Source organism: Streptomyces sp. RG80 (genome assembly GCF_040446465.1).
In the GTDB taxonomy this organism is placed as follows: Bacteria; Actinomycetota; Actinomycetes; order Streptomycetales; family Streptomycetaceae; genus Streptomyces.
In genome coordinates this window covers 331680-347489 of the sequence record NZ_JBEAAJ010000008.1, presented here as the reverse complement: position 1 = coordinate 347489, position 15810 = coordinate 331680, and the positions used below count along the sequence as shown (strand labels likewise).

The following is a 15810-nucleotide window of genomic DNA, read 5'->3' as shown; positions in this document are numbered from 1 at the left end:
CCCCGCCGACCGACCCCGGTCACTGACCCAGGGGCGCCGGCGGGGTCGCGTCCGGGACGGCCTTCGGGGACGTCGGGGTCGGCGGGCGGGCGGTCCTGGTGCGCTCCTTCGTCAGGGCCTTGGTGACCTTGCGGGCCAGCAGCGGGTCCGCGGGCAGGACGTGGGAGGCGAACCAGCGGGCCGGGCCCGGGTCCGGGGAGGGTTCCACGAACTCCGCGCCCGCGTAGTCGTCCAGGGGCGGGTCGTAGATGTAGCCGGTGACGATGCCATGGGTGACCAGGCGTTCCACCAGCTCGTCGCGGCCCTCCACCAGCAGGGGGACCCGGAAGAGCGGCAGGGGACCGTTGCCGACCGCCCGGTCCCTGAGCGCCGGGGACGCCCACGGGGTGCCCGCCAGCAGGGTCACTCCGGCCCGGCGGGCGGCGAGGTTCTCGTCCAGCAGGTTCAGGCGCAGGTTCAGCCCCGCCCGGACCAGCCGCCCGTGGCGGGCCCGGTAGTCGTGCAGATCCACCCGGATCCAGGGGTCGTACGGCAGCAGGTTCGGGGCCTCGTGGGCGGACAGCGCGAGCCGCGGGGCGTGCAGGGGCATCCGGAAGTCGTCGCGTTCCAGCACGCCCAGGCGTTGCATGGTGCGCCAGGTGGGGCGTACGAGGTGCAGGGCGCGGACCGTCGAGCGGGCCAGGGGCCGGAGGGTGGCCGCCAGGTCCGCCTTGAGCCGGGCCGGAGTGAGCAGGTCGTCCCGCAGGAGTTCCAGCTCCCTTCTGGTGCGGGCGTCCTCCACCGCCAGGAAGCCGCCCGCCATCGCCGCCACATGCTTGGACAGACTGAAGGCCGCCGCCTTCCCGAACGTACCGATCGGCTGTCCGTCCACGTGCGTGCCGATCGCGTGCGCCGCGTCCTCGATCAGCGGGATGCCCAACTGCTCGCACCGGTCCCGGAGTTGGACGATCCGGTCCGGCATCCCGTACAGGCTCGTGGTCAGTACCGCGTCCACCTCGCGCCAGGTGGACTCGGGGACGGCCGCCGGGTCGATGTTGCCGTCCCAGGGGGACACCGGGGCCTGGACCGGGCGCAGACCGGCCGCCAGGACGACGAAGAGGATCACGTCGTCGTTCACCGGGGACATCAGGACCCTGGCGCCCGGGCGGCACCAGCGCCGCAGGGCCAGGTAGAGGGCCAGTCGCGCCGAGGGCGTGTAGACGCATTCCCGTCCGAGCCGCCGAGACATCGTCGCGGCGAGCCGCGATCCGTACGGCATCGTCACCTCTTCCAGAAAGCAGTTCCAGCAAGGAGTGATGGAGGGGTCGGAGTCCCGTCGCGGCAAGCCCCGCCGTGGGGTAATTCCGTCGCGGGGATCTCCGAAGGGGCACCCGGGCGAGCGTCGTACGCTCTCGGATGCCGTACGAGGCAACGGCGCTCAGTGAGTCTTGGCGCGCAGTCCGCCGACCGTCTTCAGCAGCCGGTCCGCCGGTTCCCGCAGCCGCGGATGGGCCAGGACCGTGTTCCGCAGACCCCTGACCGGTCTGCGCCACAGGCGGTGGGCCGCCGCCACCGGATGGGGCCGGTACGCGAAACCCTCGCCGACCCGCAGCTCACGCGTCTTGAGCCAGTCCTTGTACTCCTTGTCACCGCGCCCAAGATCCATCACCCGCACGCCCTGCCGCCCCGCCGCCTCCGCCATCCGCAGATGCATGAGCAACCCCGGGGAGTAGTAACGCAGTTCGGGGTCGTACGCGGTGAACCAGGCCGCGAACACGGTCCGCGAGGTGGGGCCGAAGTGGGCCGCGACCGGGCGCTCCCCGGCGTAGACGACCGACAGGACGCCGGTGAAGTGCTCCTCGCGGACCTGGAAGAAGTGGTCGGTGAGGGCGACGATCCACTGGCGGGCGAAGCGGTCCATGCGGCCCGTGCGTCGGTACTGGGCCGACTTCCACCGCATCAGCTGCCGCAGCGCCTTCGGGTCCCGCTCGTCGAAGACGAACCGCAGCTCGCCGTGGTCGCGGGCCAGTCGGCGTTCCTTCTTCAGGACCGTCTTGGCCAGGCCCGGGTAGGTGCCGCGCAGCCACTCGGGGTAGCTGCCCTCGGCCACCTTCAGATCGACGACCGGGGAGGCGAACGTCCCCGTGACATACCGGCCGAGCGGCTTCTGCTCGTCCACCAGATGGTCGAACTCGAAGACCGACAGCCCGCAGGCCCTCAGCAGCTCCCCGGTGTCCCAGGTGACCCCGGGCCGATGGACCAGCGCCTGGCAGTCGGAGAGGCCGAGACCGATGGCCCGGCCGACGCCGAGTGCGTTGCGCTCGTACGGGAAGAACCCGACGGGCTCCCCGTGCTCGTGCAGGACCGCCACCCGGGCCCCGCCGCGGTAGGTGCCGACCCCGGCCGCGAACTCCGGGGCCAGGAAAGGATTTCCGAAGTCGGGCGACTCGTCCATCACCCGGTGCCAGGCCCCGCGGAGCTCTCCGCCCAGCTCCTCGGGTCTGTGGATGGTGATCCGGTTTCTCATGGAGTTGCTCATGGATCGCATCGGCGACCGCTCCCCCCAGTTCCCCCCATGACGCGCCTGCCGCGTCCTGTCACGCGCACAGTGTGCGGTGAGGCTCAAACGTCGCGAAACAGTACGCAGGCTGTCAAGAGTGCCTGTCGTAACGGAACCGTACGAAGCGCGCTGGAACTCCGGCCAACTCCTGCTCACCGGCTCTACATTGATCTCATGGCCGAGCCGCCCGTTCCCGATGTCCGTGTGCTCATCTCGTACTCGCACGACGGCGACGCCCACCGCAAGGCGGTCCTCAACCTCGCGAACCGGCTCCGCCAGGCCGGCGTCGACGCCTGGATCGACCAGTTCGAGGAGCACGCGCCGCCCGAGTCGTGGCCGGACTGGATGCGGCGCGAGCTGGACCGGGCGGACTTCGTGCTGGTCGTGGTCACCGAGGTCTATCTGGAGCGGTTCAACCGGGAGTCGGAGGCCGGGGTCGGGTCGGGGGTCCGCTGGGAGGGCTCGCTGATCACAGCCGGCCTCTACCACGGACGCCGCGACAAGGCCCGCTTCCTGCCGGTCGTGCTGCGGGAGGAGGACCGACGGCTGATCCCCGTACCGCTGAACCTGACGACGTCGTACGTGGTCGGCGAGACGGGTGACGGTGATCTGGCGCCGCTTCTCCGGGTCCTGAAGGGGAGCCCCGGGGCCGTTCCGTCGGGGCTCGGTTCCTTGCCGGAGGATGCGGCGCGGGACTGGCAGGTCGATCTGTACCTCGGGAATGCGGGCGAGGTGTGGAAGAGGCTCGCCCACGACCTGCGGCTCGCGCTCGCTCAGGACTGGATCCTCGCCAACTCCGCTCATCCGGAGGTCGATGGGCAGGACCAGGACACCCTGGCCAGGGCGCTGGCCGAGGAGTCGCCTCGGCACGCGCTCGCCCAGCCGCTGCTGGAGGGCAGGATGTCGGCGCTGCGTGAGCACTACGCCGCCGTGAACCCGGCCTCCTGGGGTCCCGCCGGGGATCCGCGCCGGATCGGGGCCGACCACGCGCTCGTGGTGATGACCTCGTCGTCCGACAGCGGTGCGCCGGTGCGGCCGTTGTTGATGAGGAGGGAGGGCCGCGAGTGGTTCGTGGCCAACTTCCGGGCGGCGTACGTGATTCCGGGGTGGCCGCCGCGGCAGGAGGAGATACCGGGGTCTTTGTGGGATGGGGGTGCGTGAGATGGCGGACGTGGAGTTCGTGCAGGGGATGACGCAGTTCCTGAGGGAGTCGTTGGGGGTGTACGGCGACGAGGTGCTGACGGGTGAGGCGGTGGCCGGCGCGGGGGCGGGGGCCGAGGTCGGGCGGGGGGTGCTTCGGGCGACGTACGGGCGGGTCGACGAGCGGGGGCGCGAGGGGCTGGTGGAGGCGGTTCAGGAGGCTGCTGCCGAGCCTGGGAACGAGGATGCGTTGGGGGTGCTTCGGCAGGAGATTCGGCGGGCGTTGCGGAAGCACCCGGAGTTGGAGGGTGAGTTGGCCGCGCTGTTGCCGGGTGGGGGTAGTGGTACGACCGTCATCGCGTCGGGGGCGCGGTCGATCGCCGCGGGCGGGAACATCGGGATCGCCATCACCGGTGACGGTCACGGTTCGTCGAAGCGATGAGCGACGTGGACGCCTCCGGGGAGCGGGCGATCGCGGCGGGCGAGTCGATCGGGGTCGCCGTCAGTGGGGACAACGCGCGGGTCGTGGTGCTGCCGGCGGAGGCGGTGCACTGGGCGCGGACGGTCGTGGCGCCGGCGGGGGCGGGGTTTCTGCCGGGGTCGGCGACCGAGGTGTTCGTGGGGCGGGGCAGCGAACTCGACGAGCTGCGGGCGCTGTTGACCGGGGGCGGGTCGGCCGCGGTGACTCAGCAGGTCGCCGTGCGGGCGATCCATGGGCTGGGCGGGGTGGGGAAGAGCTCGCTGGCCTTGCACTACGCGCATGAGTACCGGGAGTCGTACTCGCTGGTGTGGTGGATCACCGCGGAGAGCGCCGAGTCGATCGTGTCGGCTCTGGCGGGGCTGGCCATGGCGTTGTGCCCGCAGTGGGCGGGGGCGGCGGGGCCGGACGAGCGGGCGGCCTGGGCGGTGCTTTGGCTTCAGGAGCATGAGGGGTGGTTGCTGGTCTTCGACAACGTCGAGGATCCGGGGGTGCTGAAGCCGTACGTGGGGACGCTGCACCGCGGGCATCATCTGGCGACCAGTAGGAAAGCCACGGGATGGCATGTGGTGACCACCCGGACCATGGCGTTGGGGGTGCTGCCTCTGGAGGACGCGGTTGATCTGCTGACCCGGCTCGCGTTTCCCGATCGGGCTCCGACGAGTGAGGAGTGGGGCGCGGCGACGGAGTTGGCGCGGGACTTGGGGTGTCTGCCGCTGGCGTTGGAGCAGGCGGGGGCGTATGTGCACCAGACGGGGACCGGGCTGGAGGAGTACCGCCGGTCACTGGGGTTGGTGCTGGACGAGGCGAGCGAGGGGATCGATCCGGAGCGGACGATCGCGCGGATCTGGGATCAGACGATCGTTGCGGTCTCGGGACGGGATCCGTTGGCTGTCGTGTTGTTGGGTGCGATGGCCTGGATGGCACCGGACGACATTCCCCGGGCGATTCTGGCGCCCTTGGCGTCGGACGCCGTCGCCTTGAACAGGGCGCTGGGCGTGCTGCACGCGTACAACATGGTCAGCTTCACCGATGCGCGGAACATCAGCGTCCATCGACTGGTGCAGACGGTGCTCCGTGACAAGGGCCAGGCCGAAGGACGGGAGAATGCCGAACAGGCCGTTCAGCAGGCCATGCCGTCAGAAGACGACGACTTCGGTGCGGACCGCTGGCAGCAGATCCTCCCGCACATCACCGCTCTGGCGGAGAACGCGTCGGCGGTCCGTGTTCCGAACATCGAGATGATCTTCGCTTATCAGGCAGCCTCCGAGTATCTGCTTCAGCAGTATCGAGACGCCCAGTCCATCAGCCTGCGCCGACAGATCCTCATCCAGTGCGAGCAGGTCTTCGGCGACACCCACCCCGACACCCTCGGTGCACGCAACAACCTCGCCAGCGCCTACGCCACCGCCGGGGACCTCGAAAGGGCCATCCCCCTGCTCGAGAGCACCGTCGCCCAGTGCGAGCAAATCCTCGGCGACACCCACCTCAACACCCTCACCACACGCCACAACCTCGCCGAGACGTACGCGGAGGCCGGGGACCTGGAACGAGCCACCCCCTTGCTGGAAGTCAATCTGGCTCAGTACGAGCAGGTTTTCGGCGCCACCCACCCCGGCACCCTCGGCGCACGTCACAGCCTCGCGCGCGCCTACCACGCGGAGGGGGACCTGGAGCGAGCCACTCTCCTGCTGGAAAACACCCTCGCCCAGTGCGAGCAGGTCTTCGGCGCCACCCACCCCAACACCATCACCGCACGCCACAACCTCGCGCATGCCTACAACACCGCCGGAGACTGGCGACGAGGCATCCCCCTCATGGAGACGGCCCTCGCGCAGAGCGAGCACAGCCTCGGCGACACCCACCCCTATACCCAGAGCAGCCGCGCCGCCCTCGAACAGGCCCGCAAAGCCGCACCGGCCGGTGGCGACCCGTACAAATGACTTGTACGGGTGACAACGGGTGAACGTACGCCCCCCAATGGGCAGTTCCTCCGCATGAGCAACAAGAGCCGCAGCTCGCGGATGAGGAAGAACGCGTCCGCCGTGAAGCTGGTCGGGAGTCTCGTCGGGGTGTTTCGGCGGGCCGCCGGTCTGACCCAGGTGGCGCTCGCCGAGCGGGTGGGTGTGGACGAGGAGACCATCGCCTCGATCGAGCAGGGCAGACGGACGCTGAAGGAGGATCTGGCGGGGCTGCTGGACGAACTCCTCGACACGAAGGGCGCGTTGGGCGTGGCGCTCGCGAACATGCCCGAGATCGATCTGTTCCCGAGGTGGGTGGAGCAGTACATCGACCTGGAGCAGGAGGCGTTGGCGCTGTCGTCGTTCGAGAATCAGGCTCTACCGGGCCTCCTCCAGACCCCGGCCTATGCCCGCGCCGTCTTCCTGAACGAGGTGCCCGCTCTGACCGAGGACGTGATCGAGCAGCGTGTCGCGGCACGCATCGAGCGTCAGGAGATCCTTAAGCGAAAGGTGCCGCCGACGGCGACCTTCATCCTCTCCGAAATGACCCTCATGGACCGGCTCGGCGGGGACGAGGTGCGCCACGGACAACTGCGGCGTCTGCGCGAGTGGGCCGTCCTGCCGGGGATCACGATCCAGGTCATGCCTGGGGGCCGGGACTTCCACGCCGGACTCTCCGGGCCCTTCGTTCTCATCGAAACCCTCGACCACCAGCACCTCGCCTACGTCGAGGGCCAGCGAAAAGGCTGGATGATCGCTGACCCCGACGAGGTATCCGTCCTGGAACTCAAGTATGCGATGCTGCGGTCACAGGCTCTCAACCCCCAGGAGACCAGAGACCTGTTGGACCTTCTGCTAGGAGAGCGATGAGCACCGCACTGGAATGGTTCAAGTCCAGCTACAGCACCGAGCAGGGCGGTAACTGCCTCGAGGTCGCCCCCACCCCCCACACCATCCACATCCGCGACTCAAAGCACACCCACGGCCCCCGCCTCACCGTCACGCCCGACACCTGGACGTCGTTCCTCACGCTTACCCGCGACCGCTAGCCCCAGCGTCACCGCCACCGACGCGGTCGCCATCACCGTCATCCCCGTTGCCGGTGACGTCAGTTGGGCCACCGTGCCCGCGAGCGCCGCCGCCACGCCCTGCATCGTCAGCATGCCCGCGGACCGCAGCCCGAGCGCGTGCCCCGCCATGTCGTCCGGTGTGAGGGACATCAGCCGCTCCTGCTGGACCAGGCTCGCGGCGAACCCGACGTTGGAGAGGAACACGGCCACCGCGGCCACGGGCACCTCCGGGTGCAGCGCGAAGATCAGGTACGGCGTCGCCAGCAGCAGGAGCAGTGGAGTCGCCAACCTCTCCCGCACCGCAGGCCCTACGAAGCGGCCCACCCACACGTCCCCGGCGAACATGCCCAGCGCCCCGCTCGCGAACAGCACGCCCGCCGCCTCCGGGGCGTAGGAGACGTAGAGCGAATCGCAGCCGACGACCAGGCCGTTGGGGATCCACAGGCCCAGGTAGGTCAGGCGGCGCGGGCGGGAGGACCACAGGATGGCGTTGGTGCGCCAGGTCGCGCGGACCGAGAGGCGGCCCTTGACGCGGGCCGGGCGGTCGGTGAGGCCCAGGCGGTAGCCCAGGGCCTGGACGGCGTAGAGCGCCGCCGCGAGGAGCAGACAGGTGCGCGGGGACAGGAGGGCGAGGAGCGCGCCGCCCGTCGCGAAACCGAGGACCTGCATCAGGCCCGAAGCCATGTTGAACACCGAACGGCCCAGCACGAAGCCGTCCTTGGGGAGGATCTCGTTCAGCAGCCCGCCGGTCACTCCGCCGCCCAGCGACGCGATCAGCCCCTGCGCGAGGACGACTACGAACACCGCCCAGACCGGCAGTCCGGGCAGTGCGAGGACCGACGTGAGGGCCGCGAAGGCGAGCCCCATCCCGGCCAGCGTCGCCCGCGGGCGCAGCCGATCGGCGCCCGAGAGCAGGAACGTCGCGCCGAGCACCTGCGCCAGCTGCGGCCCGAACATGCTCAGCGCCGACAGCAGCGGTGACTCGGTGGCCCGGTAGACCAGCGTGGCGAGCGACAGGCCGCCGATCGTCAGGGCCGCGTTGAAGGCGGCGAAGGAGAGGAAGAACGGGGTGAACTCCGGGGTACGGAAGAGCTCGCGGTAACTGCGCATGCGGAGGAGTCTCGGAGCGATCACCGGCCGGTCGTTAATCTTTCGCGCACACACGAAAGGTCGTACGACGTATGGGCTTATGGCTGATCGGCACGGACACGCTCGCCCGCAGCCGTTTTCTGCTCTCCCCGTTCGCCGAGACCTTCGCGAGCGTGCGGCTGCTGCACACGGCGGCCGCCGGCCACCCGGGCGAGGAGACCTGGCTGCGCGCGCATCTGCCGGGCTACCGCGCGTTCCTCGCGGCCGACCCGGTGGCAGGGCCCCTCGTCGACGCTGCGCTCAGGTCCTGGATCGCCGACTTCATCTGCCCCACCCCGCGCGCCGGGGAGAGCTTCGAGGAGACGGTGCGACGGGTCAGGGAGGCCGCTCCCGACTCCGCCCGCGCCAACCTCCGCGTCTCCCTCTCCGGCGGCCCGCTCCCCGCCGTCCTGGACCGCGACGACCTGCCCGAGCGGGCGACCGCGCTCCTCACCCACGTGTGGGAGGAGGCCGTGCGGCCGTACTGGGATCGTCGGCGGCGGGTTCTGGAGGCCGACGTGGTCGCCCGGACCGCGCGGGTGAGTCACGGCGGCTGGGCGGCCGTACTGGACTCGCTGCGGCCGTGGACGCGGTGGCTCGGCGGGAACCGGTTCCAGGTCAATCTGCACGCGTATCCGCCGCGGGAGATCGCCTCCGGCGCCGAACTGGCCTTCATCCCGGTGACCACCGGGAACGGCTGGGTCTCCTGGGAGGGCCGGGACCGGTACGCCGTGGTCTACCCGTGCTCCGGCGTCCTCGCCGAGGACCACGACCGACGGCCGGTCCCGGCCGGGCTCGGAGCGCTGATCGGCACGACACGCGCCCGCGTCCTCATGCTCCTCGACTCCCCCATGAGCACGACCCAGCTGGTCGCCGTCACCGGGCAGAGCCTGGGCTCGGTCGGCCGCCATCTGCGGGTGCTGCTGGACGCGGGTCTGGTGGAGCGGCGGCGGGCGGGGCGGTCGGTGCTGTACGAGCGGACGGCGGCCGGGACCGTGCTCGTCGAGGCCTCACGACGCCCCGACACGTACCGGAGTTAGCATCCGCTTATGACGCTTTCGAACAGCACTTCCCCCCTCTCCGTCGACATCGACACCCTCCAGGGCGGCGCCGCCGACCTCTCCCAGTACGCGGGCAAGGCCGTGCTCATCGTGAACGTGGCCTCCAAGTGCGGGCTGACCCCGCAGTACACGGGCCTGGAGAAGCTCCAGAAGGAGTACGCCGACAAGGGCTTCACCGTCCTCGGCGTGCCCTGCAACCAGTTCCTCGGGCAGGAGCCCGGCAGCGCCGAGGAGATCGCGGAGTTCTGCTCGGCGACGTACGGCGTGAGCTTCCCGCTGACCGAGAAGGTCGAGGTCAATGGTGAGGGCCGGCACGCGCTGTACGAGCGGCTCGTCGGGTTCGCCGACGCCGAGGGGCACACCGGTGACATCCGCTGGAACTTCGAGAAGTTCCTGATCGGCCGGGACGGGACCGTCGTGGCCCGCTTCTCCCCGCAGACCGAGCCGGAGTCGGCCGAGCTCGTCGCCGCCCTGGAAGCCCAGCTCGCCGGCTGAACCCCCTTCCCAAGGACGGTTGACCTTGTCCCTGGGGCAGGGCTGAGCCTCCTCGTCACCGGGCGGACGAAGCCGTCCGGTGACGGAGGATGAACCGGTGACCGACGAACTGCTCACCATCGGCGCGTTCGCCGCCCGGGCCCGCCTCTCGGCCAAGGCCCTGCGGCTGTACGACCGGCTCGGCCTGCTGTCCCCGGCCCATGTGGACGAGGTCAGCGGCTACCGCTACTACCGCGCCGACCAGGCCGAACGCGCCCGGCTCGTGGCGATGCTCCGGCAGCTCGACATGCCGCTCGCGCGGATCGCCGAGGTGGTCGAGACGGGTGGCGTCGAGGGCGCCGACCGGCTCGGCTCGTACTGGGCGGACGTCGAGGCGCGGGTGGCGGGGCAGCGGACGCTCGCCGAGTACCTCCGTGGACGACTGTCGGGGAGGAGCTCCGAGATGTACGGGAAGTTCGTGGTGGAGACGGTGGAACTGCCGGGGCAGGTGGTGATCGCCGAGAAGCGGCACACCCTGGCGGACGAGCTGCCGACGTGGATCGGGGCGTCGCTGGACCGTCTGACGGCAGCCGCGCGGGACTGCGGCGGCGTGCCGGCGGCGCCGTTCGTCGTCTACTACTCCGAGGTCTCCATGGAGAGCGACGGCCCCGCCGAGTCCTGTGTGCCGGTCGCCGACGAGGCCGCGGCACGGGCCTGGGCGGACGGGCCGGGCCGGACCCGGGGGACGGCGGTACGGGTGGAACCGGCCCAGCGGTTCGCGTACACCCGCGTCACCAAGGCCCAGGTCGCCCATCCCCAGATCCTGGCCGCCTTCGAGGCCGTCGAGGAGTGGATCGGGCGGGAGGGCCTGGAGCAGACCGGCCCCTGCCGGGAGATCTACTTCGCCGACTGGCACGCGGCCGGCCCGGACGACCCGGTGTGCGACGTGGCGTTCCCGGTCAGGAACGTCAGCTAGCGCCGGCCACTCTCACAGTCGCTCTCACTTCAGCTCGTCGGGGCACGGTGTCCCCCTCGGCAGCTGATACGGCGCCGCCAGCCGGTACGTGCCCGCCTTCGGGGCCAGCAGCTCGGTCCAGCGGTCGCCGTGGACGTCCTCCTCGGTCTCCATCAGGCAGCCGTTGACGTTGTCGTACGTCTTCGGTGTGCCGTCGGCCCGGTCCTTGGACGCCTGCGTCTCCTGCGGGCCCTCGAGGCTCTTGCCGTCGGCGTCGACGACACTCAGCCAGGGCGAGTACGGGATGCGGATGAGGATCCGGCCCGGCTTCTTCACCCGCAGCGTCATCTCGCCCTGCGCGGCCCGGTCCACGATCGCGTCGGGCTCGGCGAGCGGGGTCGGGTCGGTGACCTGGAACAGCTGCCAGTTGGCGTCGCCCCAGATCTGCTTCAGATACGGCATCCCGCGCTGCACCAGCTCCCGCTCGCGCTCCCCGCCGTCGTCGGGCTGGTCCTTGGGCAGCACCACGAAGTGCACGGCCCAGCGCTTGAGCCACTCGTGGTAGTTCGCCGAGTTCAGGGTGTCGTCGTAGAAGAGCGGGTTGCGCTTCATGTCGGCCTGGCGGTTCCAGCCGCGGGCCAGGTTGACGTACGGGGCGAGGGCGGAGGCCTCGCGGTGGGAGGCGGCCGGGACGACCTCCACGCGGCCCTTCTCGGCGCCGACCTCCTGGAGCTCGTTGACGAGCGGGGCCAGTTCGCGGGCCCAGGAGGCGGCCGGGGTGGTGTGGACGACGTCGTCGACCGACTTGAAGCCGATCCAGCCGGTGAAGACGGCGATCGACAGCACGATCGCGTACCACTTGCGGGTGCGCGGGACGGCGTAGGGAAGCGCCGCCACCAGCGTGACCCCGGCGAACAGCATCGGGAGCCGGGAGATGTTGGTGCCGATCTGGGAGCTGATCAGCCAGACCATCAGCACGCCGAACGCGTACACCCCGGACGTCAGCCGGACCGTCGTCCACGCCTTGGGCACCAGTACACAGACGAGGACGCCGTACGCGAACGGCAGGATCACCGAGCCGAACGCCATCGGCTGGGTGCCCGAGAACGGGAACAGCCACGCCGACACCGCCACCACCGCGGTCGGCGCGATGCCCAGCGCCCAGGCGCCCGGCCGCCGCTTCTGGAGGAACAGCGCCGCGGCCACGATCCCGACAAACAGTCCCGCCACCGGCGAGGCCATCGTGGCGAGAGCGGCCAGCGGCGCCGCGCACAGCGCCTTCGCCCACCGCTTGTAGCGCCAGCGGTACGGCCAGCAGAACACCACCGCCACCGCGCCGAGCGCGAAGACCGTGCCGAGACCGAAGGTCACCCGCCCCGAGGCGGCGTTGCAGAGAAAGGCGAAGACCCCGGCGAGCGCCGCCCACAGCGGGTTCTTCACGGTCCGGCTGCGGATGAGGACCATCGTGAGCAGCCCGGCGGAGATCGTCCCCGAGATCATCATCGTCGTACGGACACCGAGCACCGACATCAGATACGGCGACACCACGCTGTACGACACCGGGTGCATCCCGCCGTACCAGGCCAGGTTGTACGCCGAGTCGGGGTGCCGGCCGACGAACTCGGCCCAGGCGTCCTGGGCGGCGAGGTCGCCGCCGCTGTTGGCGAAGGTGAAGAACCAGACGATGTGCAGCACGCCGGACAGCGCGGTGATGGAGAGGACGGGGTGTCTCAGCAGACGCTCACGCAGAGCGAGGAAAGCGGTACGCGCGGCCGACGACCGCTCCGGTGCGGGACCGCTCTCGCGTTCCGCTCCGTCACGTGCTCCGTCGCGCGGTGCGGGCACGCGTATTCGCGGGCCGGCTCCCGGGCCCGGATCGGCGTCGTCGGCGCGTGTCGGCTCGGCTGTGGCCACCTTCAGGCACTCCCCGTGTCCCGTCTTCTTTTCTCGGCCCCGTCCCGTTCCGGCCAAGTTCACGGCCGCGTCCCCGGGACCGGCGACCTGCCCCGATTCGTGACGCTAGCACGCACCCCGCCGACGGGCGCCCTGACGGGTACCCGCGCGACGGGGTGCATACAGGATCTTCGCCACGGTTTTGCCGTACGCGTCGGCTTTCGCCGTACGGGTCACGCGATGCGCGTGAGCTTGTCCGTGAAGCCCGGCTCGACGAGATCCTTCTGAAGCGCCACCGGCACGCTCACCGCACCGGCCGAGGCGTCACCCACCGTGAGCGTGCCGACCTTGGTGCCGGCCTTCGCGGTGTGCGGTACGTCGTCACCGGCGAAGGTCAGCTTGACCGTGAGCCCCGACCAGCCGACGGCCGTGACGTCCTTCGTGGCGATCACCGGGGTCTTGCCGCCGAGGCCGTCGTCGACATACCCGACGACCTCGCCCTTCTTGATGATCGTCGCCGACTTCAGCGCACCCTGCGCGGCCCGGATGAGCTGGTCACCGGCGGTCAGCGCGGCACTGAGGATCGTGTTGTCGACGCCACCGGCGGGCTGCCGGATCACGGCGCCGACGATCGTCCGGGTCTCGCCGTCGACCTCCTTCTTCGCCGCGAAGAGGAGGTTGCCGAGGGCGGAGGTGGTGGTGCCGGTCTTGATGCCGACGACGTTGTTCTTGCCGACGATCTGGTTCCAGTTGCCGTGGTTGACGCCCTTGTAGTCGTCGTACGACATCATCGCGGCGACCTCGCGGAACGCGGGCTCCTCCATCGCCTTCTTGCCGAGCTTCACCTGGTCCACGGCGGTGGAGACGGTGGTGTCGTTCAGGCCCGAGGGGTCGGTGTACGTCGTGTTCTTCATCCCGAGGTCCTCGGCGGCGGCGTTCATCTTCTCGACGAACGCCTTCTCCGAACCGGCGTCCCAGCGGGCGAGGAGGCGGGCCACGTTGTTCGCGGACGCGATCAGGATGCTTTCGAGTGCCTCGCGCTGGGAGATGGAGTCCCCGGCGGTCACGTTCACGGTCGATTCCTGACCGGCCTTGGACTGGTCCTCGGCTGTCTGGTCGATCTTGATCTTCGGGCCCTCGGCGCCGCTCTTCAGCGGGTGGTCGCGGAGGATGATGTACGCCGTCATGACCTTGGCGACACTGGCGATCGGCACGGGCTTCTGCTCGCCGGAGGAGCCGAAGGTGCCGATGCCCTGGACGTCGAGGGCGGCCTGTCCGTCGGCCGGCCACGGGATGTCGACCTTGCCGCCGTCGAAGCTGTAGCTGTCCTCGGCGGTGAGTTCGAGGGTCGGGGACGGCAGCGGGCGCAGGGACTGCGCGATCGCAAACACGACCAGCAGGAGCAGGACCAGCGGCGTCCAGATCTTGACCCGACGCACGGTGGTGCGGAGCGGGGTCTCCGGCGGCCGGGGCGTGTTCGTGAGCTCGGCCAGCAGATCCAGCGGCGGCTTCGGCGGCAGCGGCTGCTGAGTGGTCCGCTCGGGGCCCACCTGGGGGACCGGGCTGGTCACATCGGGCTTGAGCGCCACGAACTTGCTCGTCCGCTCCGCGGCGGACGGCAACTTCAGCATGGTGGTGGGCTGATCCACGGGGGCGTCGGCCGCGGGGGCGGCCTTCACGGCGTCCCCGACCGGACCGGCGGCGCGGGTTTTGTCGCCGGGGGCGGGGGTGGCCTTGTCGGCGGGGGCCTTGTCGGCGGGCGCCGCGGGCTTGTCGGCGGGCGCCTGGTCGCTGGGGGCCTTGTCGGAGAGCGCCGCGGGCTTGTCGGCGGGCGCCTGGTCACTGGGGGCCTTGTCGGTGGGGGCCCTGTCGGTGGGCACCGCGGGCTTGTCCGTGGCGGGCTTACCTGCCGCCGCGGGGCTCTCCGCCGCCGTACCGGGCGATGCGCTCGCCGCGCCGGGGCTTGCCGCCGCCGCGCCGGGCTTGCTTGCCGCCGTCCCGGGCTTGTCTGCTGCCGCGCCAGGCGTTGCGCTCGCCGCGGCGGGCTTTGCGGGTGCCTCCGCGGAGTCCGCGGGCTGCTTGTCGGACTCCGGGTGCTCGTCGGTCGCGTCGCCGAAGGCCTCGGTGTCCTCGTCGTCGGCCTCGGGGCCCGGCTCGGCGTCCTTCACGGAGGTGACTGCCTGGTCCTCGGGCTCAGCAGGCTCCACGGCGCCGTCTGCGCGGTCCTCGGGCTCGGAGTCCGGCTCGGGGACCGCGTCGGCCTTCTCGGCGCTCTCCGGGCCCTCTCCGGCCTCGGCAGCCGCGTCCTCGTCGCCCGAGTCCGCCGTAGCCGCCGAATCCCCGGTCCGCACCCAGGCCGCCACCGCCGCGCGCAACCTGGCGTCACCCGTCGCGTCGCCCTTGGGAGCCTCGGTGCCGTCCTCGGCCACCACGGCGTCCTGCACGTCCTCGGCGTCCTCCGCGCCCGCGTCCTCGGCGGGGGCCGCCTCATCGGCCGCCTTCGACGCCTTCGCGCCCCCGGCAGCCTCGGCACGTCGCGGGTCCTCGGCGCCATCGGCACCGCCAGACGCCTTCGAACCCTCCGCGTCGCCGGCGTCCCCGGCGCCCCCGGACGCGTCCGAAGCCCCCGAGCTCTCCCCGGCGGCCTCGTCACCGGCATCCGCCGTTCCGGCGCCCGGCGCCGAGGCTCCCGCGTCGGCGGACGTCTCAGCCGTGCCGTTCTCGCCGGACTTCGTCTCCGTCGACTCCGCGTCGGACGTGGCGTTCTCGGCCTCGCCCCGCGCAGCGGCCCGTGCCTTCGCCACGTCGCGGGCCGAGATGACCCGGGTCGCCGTGTCGACGCCGCCGCGCGCTGTGGGCGGCTCGGCGTCGCGGGCGACCGCGAGGCGGGGGTCTCGGGCCTCGGGAACCGGACCCGTGCTCCCCGACGTCGGTTCTTCCGACGACTCGCGCTGCTTCGACCTGTCGGGGAACTCGCCCGCCACCGATGCCTCCTAAACCGTGAACCCGTCTGAATCGCCCGCCCTGACACCGCTCCCCCGCGCTGTCCGAACCATGTACCAGTGTCCTGTGTGAGGGCTTGGCTCCTGCGGTAGACGAGAACGACATACC

Annotated in this window: 13 protein-coding genes; 8 read left to right on the top strand and 5 right to left on the bottom strand. The window is 71.0% G+C overall.

The window, feature by feature from the left end:
- Positions 1 to 19 precede the first annotated feature (19 nt).
- Together ABKA17_RS28480 and ABKA17_RS28475 are read right to left on the bottom strand one after the other, a co-directional pair.
- On the bottom strand, positions 20 to 1258 hold the full coding sequence (locus ABKA17_RS28480; protein WP_353695116.1) for a DegT/DnrJ/EryC1/StrS family aminotransferase: 1239 nt from the start codon (positions 1256 to 1258) through the stop codon (positions 20 to 22).
- A 159-nt stretch (positions 1259 to 1417) separates the two neighbouring features.
- Entirely contained in the window at positions 1418 to 2527 is a 1110-nt protein-coding gene (locus ABKA17_RS28475; protein WP_353695115.1) for a GNAT family N-acetyltransferase, read from the bottom strand.
- Between the two features lie 186 nt (positions 2528 to 2713).
- Here ABKA17_RS28475 and ABKA17_RS28470 point away from each other — a divergent pair, with 186 nt between their 5' ends.
- Genes ABKA17_RS28470 through ABKA17_RS28450 form a run of 5 tightly spaced genes read left to right on the top strand, consistent with a single transcriptional unit; the run spans position 2714 to position 7167 of the window.
- Positions 2714 to 3700 carry a toll/interleukin-1 receptor domain-containing protein gene (locus tag ABKA17_RS28470; RefSeq protein WP_353695114.1) on the top strand — a complete coding sequence of 329 codons (987 nt, stop codon included), beginning with the start codon at positions 2714 to 2716 and terminating at the stop codon, positions 3698 to 3700.
- Between the two features lies 1 nt (position 3701).
- Positions 3702 to 4121, top strand: a complete 420-nt coding sequence (locus ABKA17_RS28465; protein WP_353695113.1) for a hypothetical protein — start codon at positions 3702 to 3704, stop codon at positions 4119 to 4121.
- Positions 4118 to 6100, top strand: coding sequence for a tetratricopeptide repeat protein (locus ABKA17_RS28460; protein WP_353695112.1), 1983 nt, complete (start codon positions 4118 to 4120; stop codon positions 6098 to 6100). Before ABKA17_RS28465 ends, ABKA17_RS28460 begins: the two co-directional genes overlap by 4 nt.
- A gap of 54 nt (positions 6101 to 6154) precedes the next feature.
- Positions 6155 to 6988, top strand: coding sequence for a helix-turn-helix domain-containing protein (locus ABKA17_RS28455; RefSeq protein ID WP_353695111.1), 834 nt, complete (start codon positions 6155 to 6157; stop codon positions 6986 to 6988).
- Complete coding sequence (locus ABKA17_RS28450; RefSeq protein ID WP_353695110.1) at positions 6985 to 7167, top strand: DUF397 domain-containing protein; 183 nt, start codon at positions 6985 to 6987, stop codon at positions 7165 to 7167. The genes ABKA17_RS28455 and ABKA17_RS28450 overlap by 4 nt, the downstream gene beginning before the upstream one ends.
- Here the strand turns inward: ABKA17_RS28450 and ABKA17_RS28445 are convergent.
- Positions 7087 to 8298 (bottom strand): MFS transporter, encoded by a 1212-nt coding sequence (locus tag ABKA17_RS28445; protein ID WP_353695109.1) that lies wholly within the window; start codon positions 8296 to 8298, stop codon positions 7087 to 7089. The genes ABKA17_RS28450 and ABKA17_RS28445 overlap by 81 nt on opposite strands.
- Positions 8299 to 8369: 71 nt before the next feature.
- On the opposite strand from ABKA17_RS28445, the gene ABKA17_RS28440 reads away from it, so the two are divergent.
- From ABKA17_RS28440 to ABKA17_RS28430, 3 genes are all read left to right on the top strand, one after another.
- Positions 8370 to 9356, top strand: coding sequence for an ArsR/SmtB family transcription factor (locus tag ABKA17_RS28440; RefSeq protein ID WP_353695108.1), 987 nt, complete (start codon positions 8370 to 8372; stop codon positions 9354 to 9356).
- Positions 9357 to 9365: 9 nt separating this feature from the next.
- A complete protein-coding gene (locus tag ABKA17_RS28435; RefSeq protein ID WP_353695107.1) occupies positions 9366 to 9872 on the top strand; it encodes a glutathione peroxidase in 507 nt (168 codons plus the stop codon).
- 97 nt (positions 9873 to 9969) lie between these two features.
- Positions 9970 to 10827, top strand: coding sequence for a MerR family transcriptional regulator (locus ABKA17_RS28430; RefSeq protein WP_353695106.1), 858 nt, complete (start codon positions 9970 to 9972; stop codon positions 10825 to 10827).
- Positions 10828 to 10851: 24 nt separating this feature from the next.
- Here ABKA17_RS28430 and ABKA17_RS28425 read toward each other — a convergent pair whose 3' ends face one another.
- Positions 10852 to 12720 carry a DUF8823 domain-containing protein gene (locus ABKA17_RS28425; RefSeq protein WP_353695105.1) on the bottom strand — a complete coding sequence of 623 codons (1869 nt, stop codon included), beginning with the start codon at positions 12718 to 12720 and terminating at the stop codon, positions 10852 to 10854.
- Between the two features lie 212 nt (positions 12721 to 12932).
- Positions 12933 to 15683, bottom strand: a complete 2751-nt coding sequence (locus tag ABKA17_RS28420; protein ID WP_353695104.1) for a D-alanyl-D-alanine carboxypeptidase — start codon at positions 15681 to 15683, stop codon at positions 12933 to 12935.
- Positions 15684 to 15810: the final 127 nt, after the last annotated feature.

Coding starts and splice junctions, on each gene's coding strand:
- ABKA17_RS28435 (WP_353695107.1), top strand. CDS start 9,366: ATGACGCTTTCGAACAGCACTTCCCCCCTCTCCGTCGACATCGACACC.
- ABKA17_RS28445 (WP_353695109.1), bottom strand. CDS start 8,298: ATGCGCAGTTACCGCGAGCTCTTCCGTACCCCGGAGTTCACCCCGTTC.
- ABKA17_RS28440 (WP_353695108.1), top strand. CDS start 8,370: ATGGGCTTATGGCTGATCGGCACGGACACGCTCGCCCGCAGCCGTTTT.
- ABKA17_RS28480 (WP_353695116.1), bottom strand. CDS start 1,258: ATGCCGTACGGATCGCGGCTCGCCGCGACGATGTCTCGGCGGCTCGGA.
- ABKA17_RS28475 (WP_353695115.1), bottom strand. CDS start 2,527: ATGCGATCCATGAGCAACTCCATGAGAAACCGGATCACCATCCACAGA.
- ABKA17_RS28465 (WP_353695113.1), top strand. CDS start 3,702: ATGGCGGACGTGGAGTTCGTGCAGGGGATGACGCAGTTCCTGAGGGAG.
- ABKA17_RS28460 (WP_353695112.1), top strand. CDS start 4,118: ATGAGCGACGTGGACGCCTCCGGGGAGCGGGCGATCGCGGCGGGCGAG.
- ABKA17_RS28450 (WP_353695110.1), top strand. CDS start 6,985: ATGAGCACCGCACTGGAATGGTTCAAGTCCAGCTACAGCACCGAGCAG.
- ABKA17_RS28455 (WP_353695111.1), top strand. CDS start 6,155: ATGAGCAACAAGAGCCGCAGCTCGCGGATGAGGAAGAACGCGTCCGCC.
- ABKA17_RS28470 (WP_353695114.1), top strand. CDS start 2,714: ATGGCCGAGCCGCCCGTTCCCGATGTCCGTGTGCTCATCTCGTACTCG.